Here is a 17,499-nt window from a genome sequence, read left to right as displayed (position 1 = left end):
AATATCATCAAACAAAAAGAACCAAACAACTATTCTTTAGTTGCTTGATTCTTTTTCAAAACTATTCATCAACAGGATTTGACAAACAGCCTAAGTTTCTAACAACATTCAAGTTGAATAAAATTAAGTTCAAAATAACAATTCCTGCGGTAATAATAAATACCATGCTATAGCTAGAAATTCCGGCGATAAACGAGCCAAGCAGCGGTCCCATGATATTTCCGGTATACATGGCACTTTGATTCCAAGAAAAGATACGACCGGTTACAGAAACTGGAGAATTTTTTGTCAACAGCGTTTGTACTTGTGGGAATAAGCAAGCATCAGTAAAGCCAACTAAGAATCTTAAAATTCCTAATTGCAAAGTATTGTGAACAAAAGCTGTTAGGAAAAATAAAATAGTTGCGCCGATAAAACCACCAATGATGATTTTGTGCGTTCCGATTCGATCGCCTAAAGCGCCAAAACGTGAAGCGGCTAAAAATGTTGCAATACCGGGTAGTGCTGCAATTATTCCTGATACAAAGACGACATTACCATGTCCGTTCATCAGCTGTTTTACATATAAAGAAACGATTGGATTAATTGAGTTATTAGCGGCTTGAATAATTAAGGTGGTTAACAAAAGTCCGAAAATTAAAGCGGGAGAGCGTAAAGTCTTAATTACGCCACTAGCTTTATCCAATTTTTTCTCAGTGATTGGTTTAAAGCCTTCTTCATGAACAAAGAATAAAGAGAGCAGGAATGAAATCATTAATAAAAAGCCAGTTATAAAGAAGGTAATGCGGTAGTTGAAAGCTGATGCTAGCGCTCCGCCTAAAAATGGTCCTAATAAGTTACCAGCAGTAAAAGCAGAAGCCATTGTACCCAGTGCTTGACCGGATTTTTCTTTTGGTGTTTCAGTAGCGATTAATGCATTAGAGTTAGAAACGAAACCTGCAAAAAATCCTTGCAGCATTCTTAGGAAAAATAGCTGCCAGACATTAGTAACTAAGCCCATTGCTCCTAACACAAGCGCCATTCCTAAAGAAGCACGTAAAATCATTAATTTACGGCCTTTTTTATCGGCTAATTTTCCCCACCAAGGAGAAATTACTGCCGAAACAAAATAGACGCCAGAAAAGATAAATCCTGACCAAAAGTTTAATTGCTTATGGGTGAAATGTCCTAAAGTATCAATGTATAAAGGTAAGAAGGGCATGATTTCTGAAAAAGCAATTCCGGCAATAAAAACTGCTACTGATAAGATATATAAATTTCTTTTCCAAATTGGTTTTTCTTTTTTCATAGCTCCCTCTTCCTTGATATAGACATATTTGTTCAAATAAAAGATCTTAGTTGTTTATTATAGTGAAACTAAATTTAATTACAAGTTAGCAAAAAAGCGCACTTCGTGATTGAAATGTACTTTTTAAATTTCTTATTTTTTGACTGTTAAAATTATTCAACTCTAGCAATTTCACTGCGGACTTTAATATTTTGACCAGCAATTCCAGGCTCTTGACCATGCAAGTTAAATTGTACTTTAGTTTCAGGTCTAAAAATTAAAACATGTGTTGAACCGCCAAAGTGAAACATCCCTAATTGATCGCCTTTATTAACATGATCGCCAACGCTGACTGTGATTTCGTCGCTAGAAACTTCGGACATACCAACAGCGACAAAGCACATTAAGCCAATCTTAGGATTATCAGCTTTAATAAAAATGACAGCTCTCGTTGCAGTTGCAGTCAAAAATGCTTGCGAATCGTTAGCAGCAACTGGATCAGCACCACGCTCATTTTCAAAGCCTTGATATAAACTTTCTGAGTAATAAGATCCTGGTAAGTTATATGCTTTCACAATTGTTCCAGAAACTGGACTGTTCCAGCGGTGATAGCTCAATGCGCTTAAGAAGGCTTGATAAAGCGTTCCACCTTCAAATTTGCTTGCCCAAGGATCATTATGCAATAAGTCAATTAGAGAATAAGGTTGCCCCTTAATCCAGAATTTTGCCTTCATCGGCAAATTATGTGCGATTTTAAAAGGCGCTGACTCGCAAGCATTAACAATTGAATCAGGATCATCTGGATTTTCAACAGGGCGAATTTCTGGATTAAAAGTTCTAGTGAAAAAGTCATCCCAAGATCTAAAGCCTAGTTTTTGATTTACATCATTTGAGCGACAGTGAAACATATGTGTGAAGCTGTCGCCATAGGCAGCTTTATCTAATTCTTTTAAAGCATTGGGACTTAGCCAGCCATTTTCGGAAGTATTGAGAACATAAGTAGAATCTTCAGTTTTAAGATATTTACCCCAATAATCTAGGATATTACGCAATTTCATGTTTACTTGAGGATTCATAAAAAAGACATAGCCAGCTTTAGTTGCCATTGGATAGTCAAAAATAGCATTGATCGGCGTACCAACTAACCCAGTTGTATTAAATTCGGGAGCGCGTTGAATAATGCGGTTGAGCATTAAGAGCATTTGGTGATAATCGCGTACTTGCGGAGTGCCGGCGGGAGTATCAACATCTTGGACCGGAATTTCATCAAACATCATCTGGACTAAATTCCAAATATAATGATCAGATTCAATCAAGTCTTTTAACGCTTGCACAGGTGGCAATAGACGTTTATTTTCTTCGCTTTGAGCTTCTTGATAGACCTTTTTTAGCCATTTATTATAAAACTCTTGGTCGCTAGGTAGCCATTTACCAACATTATATTGAATATTTTGCGTCATTTTTATCCCTCCAATTGCATTAACTTATCGTAAAAAGAAAAAACTTCTCCCTATAATTTACGGTAGACTTAATTAACATAATAAGCAATTAAAAAGACTAATTTTTTCTAGTAAAAAAAGACTTCTAATAATATAGAAGTCCTCATAATTAATCTTTAAATTGGGTGTGGACGTATTCGGCATAAAGCGGCGTCGATTTAATTAACTCTTGATGCGTTCCATGTCCTGAGACAGTTCCATGATCGACAAAGTAAATACAATCAGCGTCCACAATTGTACTTAAGCGGTGGGCAATGACTAAGGTCATGCGGTTTTTCATTAATTTGCTTAAAGCTTTTTGAACCATTGCTTCAGATTCAGAATCCAGACTAGCAGTTGCTTCGTCCAGCATTAAAATTTCAGGGTTTCTTAAAAATGCCCGGGCAATCGCAATTCTTTGGCGCTGACCGCCAGAAAGTTTAATTCCGCGTTCGCCAATTTCAGTTTCTAATCGATCCTGCATTTCAGAAACAAAGCCGTCCGCATAAGCCATTTTTAGTACATGCCATAATTCTTTTTCGCTGACTTTGCGCGTTAAGCCATAAGTTAAATTCTGTCTAATAGTTCCCGGCATCATTGGCGAATCTTGTCCCACTAAACCAATCTTATGACGCCAATAAGTTAGATCGATGTTGTCAATATTAGTATTTCCGATCACGATCTTACCACCTGTTGGTTTATAGAATCTTTCAATTAGAGAAAAAATCGTAGATTTTCCACCACCAGAAGGGCCGGCAAAGGCGACGATTGTATTTGGCTTAACTTCTAAGTTGATATTATGCAAGATTGGTTTTTCAGCTTCATAAGAGAAACTTAAATCTTCGGCTTTTAGAGTTAGGCCTTTAATATCTGGCTTTTCCGTAGCGCTGCTTTTTTCGTTGTCAATTTGTAGGATCTGCTCAATACGCTTGGTTGAACCGCTGGTTTTAGAAAGTTCGTTAAAGAACTGACTGATCGTAAAGACTGGTGCAAGCAATTGGAATAAATACATCAAGAAAGAAATTAGTGCCCCCATCGTTAAACTGTGGTTCATCACGCGAATTGCGCCGTAACCTAACAAGCCTAAAAATAGGACCATCATGGTCATATTCATTAGCGGAATCATGACGGAATTAAGTATAGCTTCTTTCATTCCAATCTTATAAAGAATGCTAATTTCTTTATTTCCATTAGCAGCTTCATGTTTTTCGCTGTTAGATGACTTAACTAATCGAATTTCGCTTAAAACGTCCGTAGCATTGCTTGAAAAGTTAGCTAAAGCGTCTTGGCGAGCTAGTCCGATTTTAATTGAACGTTTTAATACAGGCCTTAATGCTAATGTAATTAATGGCACAGCCAAAAAGATGATTAAAGTCATTTGCCAGTCCATAGTAATCATGATGACCAAAGAGCCGAAGAACTGCAAAATTGAAGTAATTGAATTAGGTAAAGTATTTGCTAATAAATTTTTGACTTGAGAAGTGTCATTAACTAAACGCGAACTGATTTCTCCAGTTTTAGTATCGTCAAAATAAGCTACTGGTAGGTGAAGATATTTTTTCCAAAGTTTATTTCTTAACTTAGCCACAACGTCTTCACCAAAAATACCCAAGATAACGCCTGCTAGAGCACTCAAAACGGTTCCACTAACAAAAAGAACTATTAATAAGGTAATTAAAGTAGGGGTAATGTGCTTAAAATTGTTAATAAAATCGCGTGCAAGTTGGGGAACAATTAAGTTAGCAGCAGTTGCTACCAAACCTAGTAAAATCCCCAATACAAGACGCCAGTAATGTGGGTGTACGCTATTGATTAAAAAACAGAAACTATGAAAGTTAAATTTGTCTTTTTGATTGCTATTATTTTTAATGCGAGATGGCATCCCATCGCCTCCAAATAGATCTATGAAAGTGCGGTTTAACTTGTTTTATTAAATCATATCTATTGTGGTTAGACAAATTAATGTAGATCGGTTATTGCTCGACAAAGGGCGAGAAAAATATTTTATTTCTTTCTTTATATACTATGCTTATATATGTTAAGCTTGACTACTTAGTATGCTAGGTATAAAATAGGCCTTTATGTCTTGCACAAATTTAGCAAGTAAGTAAAGGAGTATTAATTTAATGAAAAACAATAGTGCGGAAAAGACCTTCTTTGGACAACCGAGAGGTCTATCAACATTATTCTTTACTGAAATGTGGGAAAGATTTAGTTACTACGGCATGCGTGCCATCTTAATCTTTTACATGTACTATGCAGTTAGCGCGGGTGGTTTGGGAATGTCTCAAACGCAAGCGGCATCAATTATGTCCATTTATGGATCATTAGTTTACCTATCTAATGCAATTGGTGGATGGCTTTCTGACCGTGTATGGGGTCCAAGAAGAACTGTCTTTATTGGTGGCGTGTTGATCATGATTGGTCACATCGTTTTATCAATTCCTTGGGGCTTTGTTGGACTATATTCATCGATTGCTTTCATTGTTATAGGTACAGGTTTATTGAAACCCAACGTTTCAGACATGGTTGGGGGACTTTATTCTTTAGATGACCGTCGTCGAGATGCAGGTTTTTCGATTTATTTCTTTGGAATTAACTTAGGCTCTGCAATTGCACCAATTCTTGTTCCATGGGCAAGCGATGGCTTTGGTTTTCATTTATTTGGTAACCAAACCAACTTTCATGCTGGCTTTTCACTAGCAGCTATCGGAATGTTCATTGGTTTAATTCAATATTATTTAGGCGGTAAAAAGTACTTATCTTCCGAAAGTTTAGTTCCAACTGATCCAATTGATAGGACTGAATTAAATAGAGTTATTAAAAAGACTATTATTGCTATTGTTGCTTTTATTGCAGTTTTAGGAGTAATGGCAGCTTTAGGTAAATTGAATATTGATAATATTATTTTATTAATTACTATTGTAGCTATTGCCTTGCCAGTTTATTACTTTGTAGTAATGCTTACGAGTTCTAAAGTAACTAAAATTGAAAAGTCTCGTGTTACCGCATATATTCCATTATTTATTGCAGCAGCAATCTTTTGGGGTATTGAAGAATCAGGTTCTGTTGTTTTAGCTTTATTTGCAGCTCAAAGAACTGTTTTGCACATTGGAGCTTGGCACTTTGAAGCAGCCAACTTCCAAACTTTAAACCCAATCTTTATTATGTTATTTACGCCATTTTTCGTATGGCTTTGGGATAACTGGAAAAAACAACCAGGTCCTGGTGGAAAATTCGCGGCTGGGTTGATTTTTGCTGGTCTTTCTTATGTTTGGATGGCAATTCCAGGGATGCTATATGGTACTTCTGGACGCGTCAGTCCATTCTGGCTTGTAGGATCATGGTTTATTGTTGAGATTGCCGAAATGCTGATTTCACCAATTGGTTTGTCGGTAACTTCACGTCTTGCACCTAAAGCTTTCAGATCGCAAATGATGAGTTTGTGGTTCTTAGCTGATGCAACAGGACAAGCAATTAACTCACAAATTGTTAAGTTTTATACAACAAAAACAGAAGTTGCATACTTCATGGCAGTTGGTTTAGTGAGTGTTGCATTTGGTATTATCATGTTCTTCTTTGTAAAGAAAATTCAAAAGCTTATGGCTCCAGAGGATTTAGAAGCCTAAATTAATTAGACGATTGAATTCAATCGTCTTTTTTGATTTTTTTAGATAAGTCGCTTTGTTTGAATTTTGTGCAATTAGCCTTTATATTGAAAACGAAGAGATAGTTGATATTCAGTTAAGCCGTTGAAATAACAGCCTTTATCACCATTTTTTGCAACTGAATAATTAACTTGTTACTTAAGGAGGTTTTTAAATTATGGCTTTAGATGAAACGCAAAAGCAAATCGTTGCCAAAGCTAGTCGTAAAGATGAAAATGGCTGGCACTATTTAACTGTCCAAGGCGATCCTTATGAAATCGGCTTTCAACATGGTTATTTACTGACAGATGAATTTAAAGATGCTATTAGGGTTTATAAACGAATGACGCTTGAAAATTATGGTATGGATTATTCATTTTATGTTGATCAAGCTGTTAAATTGCACAAAGATAAAATTCCAAAAGAATATCTTGATGAAATGCAAGGTATGGCTGATGGCTTTACTGCTGGAGGATTTGAAACAAGTTTAGATGATGTAATTGGTTGGAATGACTGGATGGAGTTAACTGGTTATTGGTGGCCACAAGTTGCTGCTAATTATTCAAATAACCCACCTCAAGGACCAAAAGGATCACACTGCTCAGGCTTTGTTGCAACTGGATCCGCTACTAAAGATGGAAAACCAGTAATTGCTCATGAAAGTTTTGATGATTTTTGGAGTGGTCAATACTTCAATATTTGTGAAGAAGTTCACCCAACTAATGGTCATGCATTTAAGATGCAAACAGTTCCTGGCTATATAGATTCTATGACGGACTTTTATGTAACTGCTGCTGGATTAGGGATTACTGAAACGACTATTGCCGGCTTTGTTGGTTATGATGTTAGCGGAATTCCAGAATTTGTACGTGCTCGGCGCGCTACTCAATATGCTGATAATATTGATGAATGGATTAAAATTGTTAATGATGGCAATAATGGTGGCTACGCTAATATTTGGTTATTATGCGACATTAATACTGGTGAGATTGCTCGTTATGAACAAGGTTTGAAGAATCAAGAATTATTGCGTACTAAAGATGGCTTTTACTATGGCTGTAATGCTTGTCATAATCCAAAGATTCGTAATTTGGAATGTGTTGACAATGGCTATAATGATATCCGTCAGCAAACTGGTGCGCGCAGAGCTCGCTTTGAAGTATTGTTGCCACAACTTTCAGGAACAATTGATGATGCTGTGGCCAAAAAGATTTTAGCTGATAAATATGATCCATATTTAGGCTATGAATGTGCATCATCACGTAATATTTGTGCTCACTATGATGTCGATCCACAATACTATGCTGACGATCCTCATGGTGTTTGGAATGTTCCATTCTTCCCAGGCGGCTCTTGCGATGGTAAATGCGCTGATAGCACTGACATTAAGAATCTTAATATGTGGGGGATTTTTGGTAGAGCAGATGGCGAAAGCTTTGATGCTGAAAGCTTTATGAACCAGCATCCACAATGGAACTGGCAAAGAGGATATTTGTATGATAGACCGAGCGAGCCTTGGACTTTATTTGACTAAAATGAAATAAAAAAATAATACACTAGAATTTGCATCAAAAAGTGCGATTCTAGTGTATTTTTTGTGTCTTAATTTAAACCTGCCAATTCCAAGGATCCTGGTGCCATGTTTTGAGCAATTCATACTGGTTTTGACTAAGATGTCCACTTTCTTTTTCTTGAGTTAATAATTCAGGATAAGAAAGGAGGGGAGCAAACGCCATCTTAGCTTGGACAAAATTTTTCTTAGCGTCAGGTAAATAGTAGGTGAAAATAGAGCTGACTCCGATGACGTTTCCACCATCTTTTTGACAAGCTTTTACTGCTTGGAGGACTGAACCTCCAGTAGTTACTAAGTCATCAATTAGAACAATTTTATCGTGTTGGCTAAATCGACCTTCGATTTGACGACCTTTACCATGATCTTTAGGTTTAGGACGAACATAAATCATGGGTAAATCGAGCTCTTGAGCAACCCAAGCAGCATGAGGTAAGCCCGCAGTAACTACACCGCCAATGACAGTGGCATCGGGATAAGTCTTTTTAATTAAACTAGCTAAATCTTTGGCAATCATAGTTCGTAATTTGGGATAGGAAATTGTTAATCGAAAATCTGTATAAATTGGCGAAAGCATGCCACTAGCGTAAGTAAAAGGTTTATCTGGTGAAATTGTAACTATTTTTTCTTTAATTAAATTATCGATAATCTCTTTTTGATACATTAGTTGAACTCCTTTTTAATTGCTTCATAGGCACTTTTTGGATCGCTGGCTAAAGTTACAGGACGGCCGACTACGATTGCGCTAGCACCAAATTCTTTTGCTTGTCTAGGAGTAGCAGTACGTGCTTGGTCGTCGCTAGTTGAATGATTTGGACGAATTCCCGGAGTGACATACAAAAAGTCATCGCCGAGTTGTTGTCTTAGTATTTTTACTTCTAAAGGTGAGCAAACTATACCGTCGCTGCCAGCACTTTTTGCCATTTTAGCTAGCGAGAGCACTTGTTTTTGCATTGAAAATTTACAATTTTGCTCATTGCTTAAAACGTCATCTGAAATAGAAGTAAGTTCGGTTACTGCCAGCAATTTAGGGACGTTTTTATTAAAGGCAGTTCCAGCAATTAAACCTTCTTTAGCAGCTTTAATCATTTTACTGCCCCCCAGAGCATGAACGGTTGTATAAGAAATTCCTAGTTGGGCTAGTTGCTTAGTAGCATTATAGACAGTATTAGGAATATCATGCAATTTCAAGTCCAAAAAGATGTGATAGCCTTGATTGGCTAGTTCTTTAACAATATTAGCTCCAGAATTAAAGAAAAGCTCCATGCCGATTTTGATAGTAGTTTGACTGGGCTCTGCAAGGCTAGCCAAGATTTCTTTAAGTTGAGTTTGGTTATCTACATCCAATGCAACAATTACAGGTTTAGTCATTTTGCCTCCTAAAAGAAAAAGTCTACATTGGTGCAGAGAAAGCTCCAAGTGTAGACTTGTAGAAAGTAAAATATTTAAGTCAATATAACTTGCGGTCTCTCTGTACCGTTTAAAGTTTGTTTGACAAAAGCATATCATCAAAAAAATAAAAAAGCAAACCTAAATTTATGCTTGTAAAAAAATAAATTGCGTGTAGAATGTGGTATTGAAAAAATAATTGAATGACAGAGAGCATTCGTTTTGGAGGAATTTAATATGGACACAATTACTAGGCACAACCATAGTCTAACTAAAAACCAGAAGTGGGTTATTGCATCAACTTCTTCGGGATTTGCATTAGAGAATATGGATGTGCTTTTTTTATCGTTTGCGATGAGTTCAATGATTGCTGACTTGCACTTATCAGGTGGAGCAGCAGGATTAATTTCATCGATTACTAACTTAGGGATGCTAGTAGGAGGTATTGCCTTTGGCATCTTGGGCGATAAGATTGGTCGCGTTAAAACCTTCAGCCACACAATTATTATTTTCGCCATAGCAACGGCTTTGATGGCCTTTGCAAATAATATTTATCTCATTTACGCACTACGATTTCTTGCAGGAATTGGTGCCGGTGGTGAATATGGCGTAGGAATTGCGTTGATTGCTGAAAATTTTAAGAGCGACAGGATTGGTAAGATGACTTCAATTGCCGCAATTGGAGGACAAATTGGAGCAATTTTAGCCGCATTAGTTGCTGCTTGGATTATTCCAACAGCAGGGTGGCATATGCTGTTTTTAGTAGGAATTATTCCAGTAATCTTAACTGTTTTTATTAGAAAACACGTACATGAAAGCGAGATGTTTTTAGAAGCTAAAAAGCAAGAAAAGAATTCGCTTTTATCGGATGTTGTTAAAAAGATGTTTTCAACGCCTAAATTAGTCTTTCAAACTTTAGGCTTAATGGTAATGATGACTGTTCAAATTGCCGGCTACTTTGGCTTAATGAATTGGCTACCAACTATTGTGCAAAAGCAATTAAACTTAAATGTTTCAAGTTCAAGTTTGTGGATGATTGCAACTATTGTCGGCATGAGCATTGGCATGATAACTTTTGGCTCGATCTTTGATTACTTTGGTCCAACAAGAGCATTTAGTATCTTTCTAATCGGCTCTGCAGTTATGGTTTACACTTTGTCATTGGCGAACAATATGACAACATTATTGTTAATCGGAGCAGTCGTAGGATTTTTCTCAAATGGGATGTTTGGTGGATACGGCGCAGTAATTAGTCGCTTATATCCAACTGAAATTCGATCCACTGCCAATAACATTATCGTTAATGTCGGACGTGCAATTGGAGGATTTTCATCAGTCGTGATTGGAATTTTGATGGACAAGTATAACTTGGGCGTTGTAATGGGCTTTTTGTCAGCATTATATATCTTGAGCTTTTTGGTCATGATTAGCTTGCCAGGTTTAAGGAATCTAACACCAAAGAAGGTACAAAATGACTGATATTAGTGTAAAATTACCAGGCTTGAATTTAAACAATCCAATTATGCCAGCTAGCGGAACCTTTGGCTTTGGCGATACTAAAACAGCGCAGAAGATGGATTTAAATAATTTAGGGGCTTTAGTTTTAAAGACGACCACAAGAAAGCCAAAATCTGGCAATCCTGAGCCACAAATTGCTCTGCTCGATGATGGTGTTATGAATTCAGTTGGATTAACAAATCCTGGAGTTAACGTAGTAATAAAAGATAAAATTTTGCCATTAAGACAGAAATATCCTGATTTACCTATTATTGCTAGTGTTGGCGGAGCAAGCATGGAAGATTATGTCTATGTGCCCAAAAATTAGATCAAGCGCCAATTAATGCTTTAGAAATTAACGTTTCTTGTCCCAATGTTGCTAAAGGCGGGATGCATTTCGGCACTGATCCTAAAGTTGTAAAAGAACTAACTAAAGAAATTAAAAATAAAGTTAGCCATCCAATTTATGTGAAATTAACGCCCAATGTTACTGATATTGTAGCTATTGCGAAAGCAGTAAAAGAGGGCGGCGGCGATGGTTTGAGCATGATAAATACTTTATTAGGATTACAAATCGATGTTAAAACACGTAAGCCTATACTAGGCAATGGCTTAGGAGGACTTTCTGGTAAAGCAATTCAGCCGCTTGCTTTACGAATGATTTATCAAGTTCATCAAGCAGTTAACCTGCCAATTATTGGAATGGGTGGTATTGAAACTGCGTCTGATATTATTAAATTCTTTTTAGCAGGTGCGTCTTGTGTTGCAGTCGGTTCTGCTCATTTTAAAGATGAAAATATTTGCCCTAAACTAGCTAAAGAATTGACTTCGCAATTAGCGCAAATGAAGGTTGAACATATCAGTGACTTAGTAGGAAAATTAGAGCTTTAAATAAAAATCAGTTTGAAGGGCGTGTATAAAAATAAAAGTAAGAAAATAACTATCAAAGTTAACAAGATAAGATTACGCTTAGTCAACTTTTGAAATGTTTCTGCATTAATTTTATTAGTCCTAAAACTTTTCTTGGCTTGAATTTGATGTCTTATTACAATCGCAGTTAAAAATAGATAAATAATTAAGCCGATGCCTTCAAAAATTCGCATAAATAATCCTTTACTTAGTTAAATAAAAAGATGTTTTTATCTCAAAAATTGATAAAAACATCTTTTTTAGTTTCTTCTATTATAATATGAATTTCTGAATTAATTCTCAGTATTCTTGATCTTAAATGATAAAAGCAAACCGATAACGATTAAAACAATTGAAAAGTAAAAGCCATAGTGTGTTCCATTAGTGAAAGCTTGAGCTTTACTTACATTGCCAGCAAAATTTTGACCTACAGAAAGCAAGATTGTAGAAATAGCAGTGGCAATGGCACCTACGATTTGTTGTAAGGTGTTCATTATTGTGGAGCCGTCAGCAGCAACTGGTTCTTGAATAGCGTTTAAAGCATAAGTTTGAGATGGTGACATTGCTAAAGGACAACCAACCATCAAGACAACGTGGGCTAAAATAATGTACCAAACTGGGGAAGTAGTAGTTACGCAAACTATGACTTTCATAACTGTGTGTTCTTTATTTTCCATTTATTTAAATAACTCTCCTTATTTCGATATCCATTATTAAAATGCGTCGCTGATCAGAATAGCATAATAAAATTTTTCTCGTAAGCAACTTTTTTGATAAAATATACTTATTAAATGTAAGTTTAAGGGATAGAAATTTAACAATGAAAAAGATCAAAATCTTAATCGCAACACTTATGATCGCAGTTATTCTAGTTGCGGGTATAGGCGCATATTACTGGTTGAAGCAAGACCAAGTAAAAAAAGATAATCAAAGATCAACTATCGAAATTGGGACGCCAACATTATTTTTCCATGGTTATGGCTCTAGCTATAAGGCAGAAGAGCATATGACTAGTGCAGCTAAAAAAGCACATGTAACTAATATAGTAATTCGAGCTGATGTCAGTTCAGATAATAAAGTTACATTTATAGGACAAATACCTTCAAAAACGAAGAATCCAATTGTAGAAGTTAATTTGCAAGATAGCAGTAACGGGTCAAGCAAGAATGTTTTAGCTGTCGTAAAGGCTTTGACAAGAAAATATAAATTTAAAAAGATTAATTTTGTAGGACATTCTTATGGTAATTTGATGGTAGCTAACTATATTAATGAAAATTATGATAATCAAAAGTTACCTGAAATAAATAAGATCGTCTCAATTGCAGGACATTATAATGGCTGGCTGGGAGAGAAAGTTGGTCGCCAAGGCAAAATTATTGATAGGTCCACTGGCAAGCCTGATGAGTTTGCCCTGAGCTTTAAGCAGCTATTACCACTGCGAAGACATTATCCTCGACAAATTGAAGTTTTGAATATTTATGGTGATAAAGAAGATGGCTCACGTGGGGATGGCTCAGTTTCTGTAGCATCAGCTCAAACATATCGTTATTTAATAAATGGACGCGCAAAATCTTATAAAGAAGTAGAAATTAAGGGAGCGAAGGCGCAACATAGTAAACTTCATGAAAATACACAAGTGGATAAATTGATCATTAAATTTTTGTGGAATAAGTAATAAAGAAAACTGCTAATTGTAGTTTTCTTTTTTTGATCTTGACAATAGTCCACATAGATACTAATATATTTAACTAATTAGTCCATAAAATTACTATTTTTGAGGTGGATATGAAAAATAGTGAAACAGAAAAATTAAATTTAGCAATTGTACGTGGCAGTAAAGGCTATGAAGAATGGGATCGTCGACATCATATGGCCAGCTATTTGACGATAATCTTGTATGAGCTACTACTTAGCAAAAAGCTAACACAAAAAGAGATTGTGAATCGCAGTAGTTTTCCAAAACAGTCGATTAACAAAGGAATTCATCAACTACAAGAAAAAGGTTATCTTAGTTTGACTATTGATGCTAAAGATAATCGTGTTAAGTACTGTCAATTAACTGCAAGTGGAAAAAAATATGCCAAAGAAAAAATTTCCTCATTAATAAAGTTAGAAGACGAAGTTGCGGCCAAATTAGGTCCTGAAAAGATGCGACAATTAATTGCCTTAAATGAAGAATGGAGCGAGGCTTTTTGGCAAGTTTTAGAAAAAGAAAAGAGGGAAAGTGCTAAATGAGAATTTTAAAACCACATTTTAAAAATTATCATAAAGAAATAATTGGAGCTGTAATTTCAATTATTATTTCTGCGTTTGCTACCTTATGGCAGCCTAGAGTTTTAGAAGATATTCAAAAAGCTATTTTGGCAGATCGCCAAAGTGAAGTTTTAAAAGACGGAATCTGGCTTATCGTTTTAGGTATCTTAGCAATCGCTGCTGGGATTTTTAATGTTTATTATGCAGCTAAAGTTGCACAAGGAGTTACTTCTGACTTACGAGAAGAAACTTATGCAAAAATTCAAAGCTTTTCTTTAGGAAATATTGAAAAATTTTCTTCTGGTTCTTTGGTAGTGCGTTTAATTAACGACATGAACCAGATTATGAATATGATTATGACGCTGTTTATGCAGCTCCTTAGAATTCCCATTATTCTATTAGGGTCCTTTGCTTTAGCAATTATTACTATTCCTCGTTACTGGTGGGCAGCAGTTTTAATGGTTGTTGCTATGTTGGGCGTAGGGTATTTTGTAGTGCGTCATATGAATGCATTGTTTTCAAAATTTCAGGTTTATATGGATCGTATTTCTACTCAAGTTAAAGAAAACTTGCAAGGCGTACGTGTTGTTAAATCGTTTAATCAAGAAGATAACGAAATTAAAAAGTTCAATAAGACTTCTGATGGTTTAAACGATCTAAATATTAAAATTGGTTATTGGATTTCAGCAATTATGCCAGCTTTTATGTTAATTGCATATTTGATTATTTCACTGGTTATTTTTCTAGTTGGAACTAGTATTCAGTCTCACCCAACTGATGTTACTGTGGTTTCGCCATACGTTTCTTATATTTTGACATTGTTATTTACTATTTTAATTGGTGGAATGGTAATGATGAGTTTTTCTCGTGGTAATGTGTCACTAAATAGAATTGGTGAAGTTTTAAATACCCAGCCTGATGTTCAATTTATTGTAACTGATGACGATAAACCACAAAAAGGCAGTATTGAGTTTGATAATGTTACATTTACTTATCCAGATGCTGATAAGCCAACTTTAAAAAATATTTCTTTCAAAGTTAAACCAGGACAAATGGTTGGAGTAGTTGGTGCAACGGGTTCTGGTAAAACCACCTTGGCTCAGCTTATTCCACGTTTGTATGATCCAGATTCTGGAGAAATTAAAATTGGTGGCAAAAATCTCAAGGATATTGGCGAAAAGTCACTACGTAATACAGTTTCAATGGTTTTACAAAAGGCAATCTTATTTTCTGGAACGATTGCTTCAAACTTGCGTCAAGGAAAACGCGATGCGACAAATTACGAACTAAAGCGTGCCTCTGAAATTGCACAAGCACAGGAATTTGTTGGAAAATATCCTGATGAATTTGATCATGAAGTTGAAGAAAGATCTGCCAACTTTTCTGGTGGACAAAAACAACGTTTGTCAATCGCTCGCGGAGTAATCAGTAATCCACCAATTTTGATTTTGGATGATTCAACTTCGGCTTTAGACGCAAAGTCTGAAAAATTAGTGCAGCATGCTTTAGAACATGATCTCAAAGAAACTACAACAATGATTATCGCAGAAAAAATTGTTTCTGTGAGAAATGCAGATAATATTTTGGTATTAGATGATGGAAAATTAGTTGCCCAAGGAACTCATGAAGAGTTATTAAAGACTTCTCCAATTTATCAAGATATTTATCGTACTCAAAAAGCAAAAGAAAAAAGAGGTGACTTAGATGAGTGAGAATAAAATGGCATTGCAATATTTTGTTAAGTATTTTAGAAAATATTGGAAAGGCATTTTAGTAGTTATTTTTTTATCTTTAATTTCTACGCTTTCTCAAGTTATTGGACCTTTATTTTTGGGAAATGCAGTGCGTGATCTAACTAATGCAGCAACTAAAATTGGTCAAGGAAAACTAGATCTAAACTATTTTTATAGTGCTTTAGCGTATATGGCAGGCTCGTATGCCTTAGGAATTATTGCTATGTTTATTGCATGGATGGTAATGTCTAAATTTAATGCTGATGCAACAAATGATATGCGTGAAAATCTTTTTTCTAAGTTTCAAAGAATGCTAATTCGCTATTTTGATACTCATCAAGATGGAAAATTGCTTTCTTTATTCAATTCAGATTTAGATAATATTTTTAATGCAATGAATAACGCTATGTTTGAGGTGATTTCGCAAAGTGCTTTATTTATCGGCTCTATTATTATGATGTTTATGGTGAATGCGAAAATGGCAATTTTTACAGTTGCCACGACACCATTAATTATTGTTATTAGCATTATTATCATGAAAAAAGCACGCAAATATCTTGATGCACAACAAGATAAAATAAGCGATTTAAACGGATATGTTAATGAACAAATCAACGGGCAAAAAGTAATCATTACTAATGGCTTACAAAAAGAATCTGTACAAAATTTTAGACACTATAATAACGATGTACGTAATGCTATGTTTAAAGGGCAGTTTTACTCAGGGATGTTATTTCCGCTTCTTCAAGGACTTTCTTTATTAAACTTGGCAATTGTTATTGGTGGTGGTGCTTGGTTAATAGTTACTAATCAAGTGAGTCATGCTGTGGGATTAGGTTTAATTGTTGCCTTTGTAGAATATTCGCAAACTTACTTTCAACCATTGACTCAGTTAACATCAATTTATTCTATGATCCAATTAGCGTTAACTGGCGGTCGTCGTTTAGCCAATGTTGAAAAGCAAGGTGAAGAAGATACTGTAGCAAATGGAAAAGTTTTAACAGGGATTAAAGATGGCGTAAAACTAGAAAATGTTCACTTTAGCTATGTTCCAGGCAAAGAAATTTTGCATGGCGTAAATATTGAGGTTGATAAAGGAAAATCGGTTGCGGTAGTTGGTCCTACAGGATCAGGAAAAACAACGATTATGAATTTAGTCAATCGTTTCTATGATGTTAATAAAGGAAAAGTTACTTTTGATGGGGTCGATGTCCGGGATATTACCTTAGAGTCTTTAAGAAATAATGTTGGCATTGTTTTACAAGATTCAGTTTTATTTACCGGAACTATAGAAGATAACATTAAGTACGGTAAGCCTGATGCCAGTCATGATCAAGTTATTGCAGCAGCTAAGGAAGCAAATATTCATGACTTTATTTCTAGTTTGCCAGATGGCTATAATACCCAGGTTTCTGAAGAAAATTCTGTCTTTTCAACGGGACAAAAGCAGCTTATTTCAATTGCACGCACTATCTTAACTGATCCAGAATTCTTGATTTTAGATGAAGCAACTTCCAACGTTGATACTGTTACGGAAGCTAAGATTCAAAAAGCCATGGATGCGGTAATTGCAGGCAGAACGAGCTTTGTTATTGCTCACCGTTTGAAGACAATCCTAAATTCCGATAAAATAGTAGTATTAAAAGACGGAAATGTCATTGAACAAGGAAATCACGATGAATTAATTAAAAAGCGCGGCTTTTATTACAGCTTATATACTAATCAAATGGCATTTGAATAAAATAGAGGGAACATT

The 17,499-nt window shown here is 35.5% G+C and carries 13 protein-coding genes and 1 pseudogene; 8 read left to right on the top strand and 6 right to left on the bottom strand.

Annotated elements, in window-relative coordinates:
* Window positions 1-61: 61 nt before the first annotated feature.
* The 3 genes from BN55_RS06590 to BN55_RS06580 form a co-directional block, all read right to left on the bottom strand.
* Window positions 62-1,288, bottom strand: a complete 1,227-nt coding sequence (locus BN55_RS06590; protein WP_008471217.1) for a multidrug efflux MFS transporter — start codon at window positions 1,286-1,288, stop codon at window positions 62-64.
* A 152-nt stretch (window positions 1,289-1,440) separates the two neighbouring features.
* A complete protein-coding gene (locus BN55_RS06585) occupies window positions 1,441-2,727 on the bottom strand; it encodes a phosphatidylserine decarboxylase family protein (protein ID WP_008471215.1) in 1,287 nt (428 codons plus the stop codon).
* Between the two features lie 148 nt (window positions 2,728-2,875).
* Window positions 2,876-4,627, bottom strand: a complete 1,752-nt coding sequence (locus BN55_RS06580; protein ID WP_008471214.1) for an ABC transporter ATP-binding protein — start codon at window positions 4,625-4,627, stop codon at window positions 2,876-2,878.
* A 244-nt stretch (window positions 4,628-4,871) separates the two neighbouring features.
* On the opposite strand from BN55_RS06580, the gene BN55_RS06575 reads away from it, so the two are divergent.
* The gene (locus tag BN55_RS06575; protein ID WP_008471213.1) at window positions 4,872-6,374 is read left to right on the top strand and encodes a peptide MFS transporter; all 1,503 of its coding nucleotides are present in this window, start codon (window positions 4,872-4,874) and stop codon (window positions 6,372-6,374) included.
* A gap of 196 nt (window positions 6,375-6,570) precedes the next feature.
* Window positions 6,571-7,926 (top strand): C45 family autoproteolytic acyltransferase/hydrolase, encoded by a 1,356-nt coding sequence (locus BN55_RS06570; protein ID WP_008471212.1) that lies wholly within the window; start codon window positions 6,571-6,573, stop codon window positions 7,924-7,926.
* A gap of 73 nt (window positions 7,927-7,999) precedes the next feature.
* On the opposite strand, the gene pyrE is transcribed toward BN55_RS06570, so the two are convergent.
* Both pyrE and pyrF read right to left on the bottom strand, forming a co-directional pair.
* Window positions 8,000-8,626 (bottom strand): orotate phosphoribosyltransferase, encoded by a 627-nt coding sequence (gene pyrE, locus BN55_RS06565; protein ID WP_008471211.1) that lies wholly within the window; start codon window positions 8,624-8,626, stop codon window positions 8,000-8,002.
* Entirely contained in the window at window positions 8,626-9,333 is a 708-nt protein-coding gene (gene pyrF / locus BN55_RS06560; protein ID WP_008471210.1) for an orotidine-5'-phosphate decarboxylase, read from the bottom strand. Before pyrF ends, pyrE begins: the two co-directional genes overlap by 1 nt.
* Window positions 9,334-9,588: 255 nt before the next feature.
* On the opposite strand from pyrF, the gene BN55_RS06555 reads away from it, so the two are divergent.
* On the top strand, window positions 9,589-10,830 hold the full coding sequence (locus BN55_RS06555) for an MFS transporter (protein WP_008471208.1): 1,242 nt from the start codon (window positions 9,589-9,591) through the stop codon (window positions 10,828-10,830).
* A pseudogene (locus BN55_RS06550) lies at window positions 10,823-11,739 on the top strand (dihydroorotate dehydrogenase). Before BN55_RS06555 ends, BN55_RS06550 begins: the two are co-directional and overlap by 8 nt.
* Before the next feature lie 311 nt (window positions 11,740-12,050).
* On the opposite strand, the gene BN55_RS06540 reads toward BN55_RS06550, so the two are convergent.
* A complete protein-coding gene (locus BN55_RS06540) occupies window positions 12,051-12,434 on the bottom strand; it encodes an MFS transporter (RefSeq protein WP_008471203.1) in 384 nt (127 codons plus the stop codon).
* Window positions 12,435-12,577: 143 nt separating this feature from the next.
* Between BN55_RS06540 and BN55_RS06535 the strand changes: the two genes are divergently transcribed.
* The 4 genes from BN55_RS06535 (at window position 12,578) to BN55_RS06520 (ending at window position 17,484) form a co-directional block, all read left to right on the top strand.
* Entirely contained in the window at window positions 12,578-13,432 is an 855-nt protein-coding gene (locus BN55_RS06535) for an alpha/beta hydrolase (RefSeq protein WP_008471202.1), read from the top strand.
* A 110-nt stretch (window positions 13,433-13,542) separates the two neighbouring features.
* Window positions 13,543-13,992, top strand: a complete 450-nt coding sequence (locus BN55_RS06530; RefSeq protein ID WP_008471201.1) for a MarR family winged helix-turn-helix transcriptional regulator — start codon at window positions 13,543-13,545, stop codon at window positions 13,990-13,992.
* Complete coding sequence (locus tag BN55_RS06525; RefSeq protein WP_008471200.1) at window positions 13,989-15,722, top strand: ABC transporter ATP-binding protein; 1,734 nt, start codon at window positions 13,989-13,991, stop codon at window positions 15,720-15,722. Before BN55_RS06530 ends, BN55_RS06525 begins: the two co-directional genes overlap by 4 nt.
* Window positions 15,715-17,484: an ABC transporter ATP-binding protein gene (locus tag BN55_RS06520; RefSeq protein ID WP_008471198.1), complete on the top strand. Its 1,770-nt coding sequence runs from the start codon at window positions 15,715-15,717 to the stop codon at window positions 17,482-17,484. Before BN55_RS06525 ends, BN55_RS06520 begins: the two co-directional genes overlap by 8 nt.
* Window positions 17,485-17,499: the final 15 nt, after the last annotated feature.

The sequence above is a fragment of the Lactobacillus hominis DSM 23910 = CRBIP 24.179 genome (assembly GCF_000296835.1).
In the GTDB taxonomy this organism is placed as follows: Bacteria; Bacillota; Bacilli; order Lactobacillales; family Lactobacillaceae; genus Lactobacillus; species Lactobacillus hominis.
The sequence above is the reverse complement of the archived record's forward strand: the minus strand, read 5'-3'. Positions and strand labels throughout refer to the sequence as shown.

Coding starts and splice junctions, on each gene's coding strand:
- BN55_RS06580 (WP_008471214.1), bottom strand. CDS start 4,627: ATGCCATCTCGCATTAAAAATAATAGCAATCAAAAAGACAAATTTAAC.
- BN55_RS06590 (WP_008471217.1), bottom strand. CDS start 1,288: ATGAAAAAAGAAAAACCAATTTGGAAAAGAAATTTATATATCTTATCA.
- BN55_RS06535 (WP_008471202.1), top strand. CDS start 12,578: ATGAAAAAGATCAAAATCTTAATCGCAACACTTATGATCGCAGTTATT.
- pyrE (WP_008471211.1), bottom strand. CDS start 8,626: ATGTATCAAAAAGAGATTATCGATAATTTAATTAAAGAAAAAATAGTT.
- BN55_RS06575 (WP_008471213.1), top strand. CDS start 4,872: ATGAAAAACAATAGTGCGGAAAAGACCTTCTTTGGACAACCGAGAGGT.
- pyrF (WP_008471210.1), bottom strand. CDS start 9,333: ATGACTAAACCTGTAATTGTTGCATTGGATGTAGATAACCAAACTCAA.
- BN55_RS06540 (WP_008471203.1), bottom strand. CDS start 12,434: ATGGAAAATAAAGAACACACAGTTATGAAAGTCATAGTTTGCGTAACT.
- BN55_RS06570 (WP_008471212.1), top strand. CDS start 6,571: ATGGCTTTAGATGAAACGCAAAAGCAAATCGTTGCCAAAGCTAGTCGT.
- BN55_RS06525 (WP_008471200.1), top strand. CDS start 13,989: ATGAGAATTTTAAAACCACATTTTAAAAATTATCATAAAGAAATAATT.
- BN55_RS06530 (WP_008471201.1), top strand. CDS start 13,543: ATGAAAAATAGTGAAACAGAAAAATTAAATTTAGCAATTGTACGTGGC.
- BN55_RS06520 (WP_008471198.1), top strand. CDS start 15,715: ATGAGTGAGAATAAAATGGCATTGCAATATTTTGTTAAGTATTTTAGA.
- BN55_RS06585 (WP_008471215.1), bottom strand. CDS start 2,727: ATGACGCAAAATATTCAATATAATGTTGGTAAATGGCTACCTAGCGAC.
- BN55_RS06555 (WP_008471208.1), top strand. CDS start 9,589: ATGGACACAATTACTAGGCACAACCATAGTCTAACTAAAAACCAGAAG.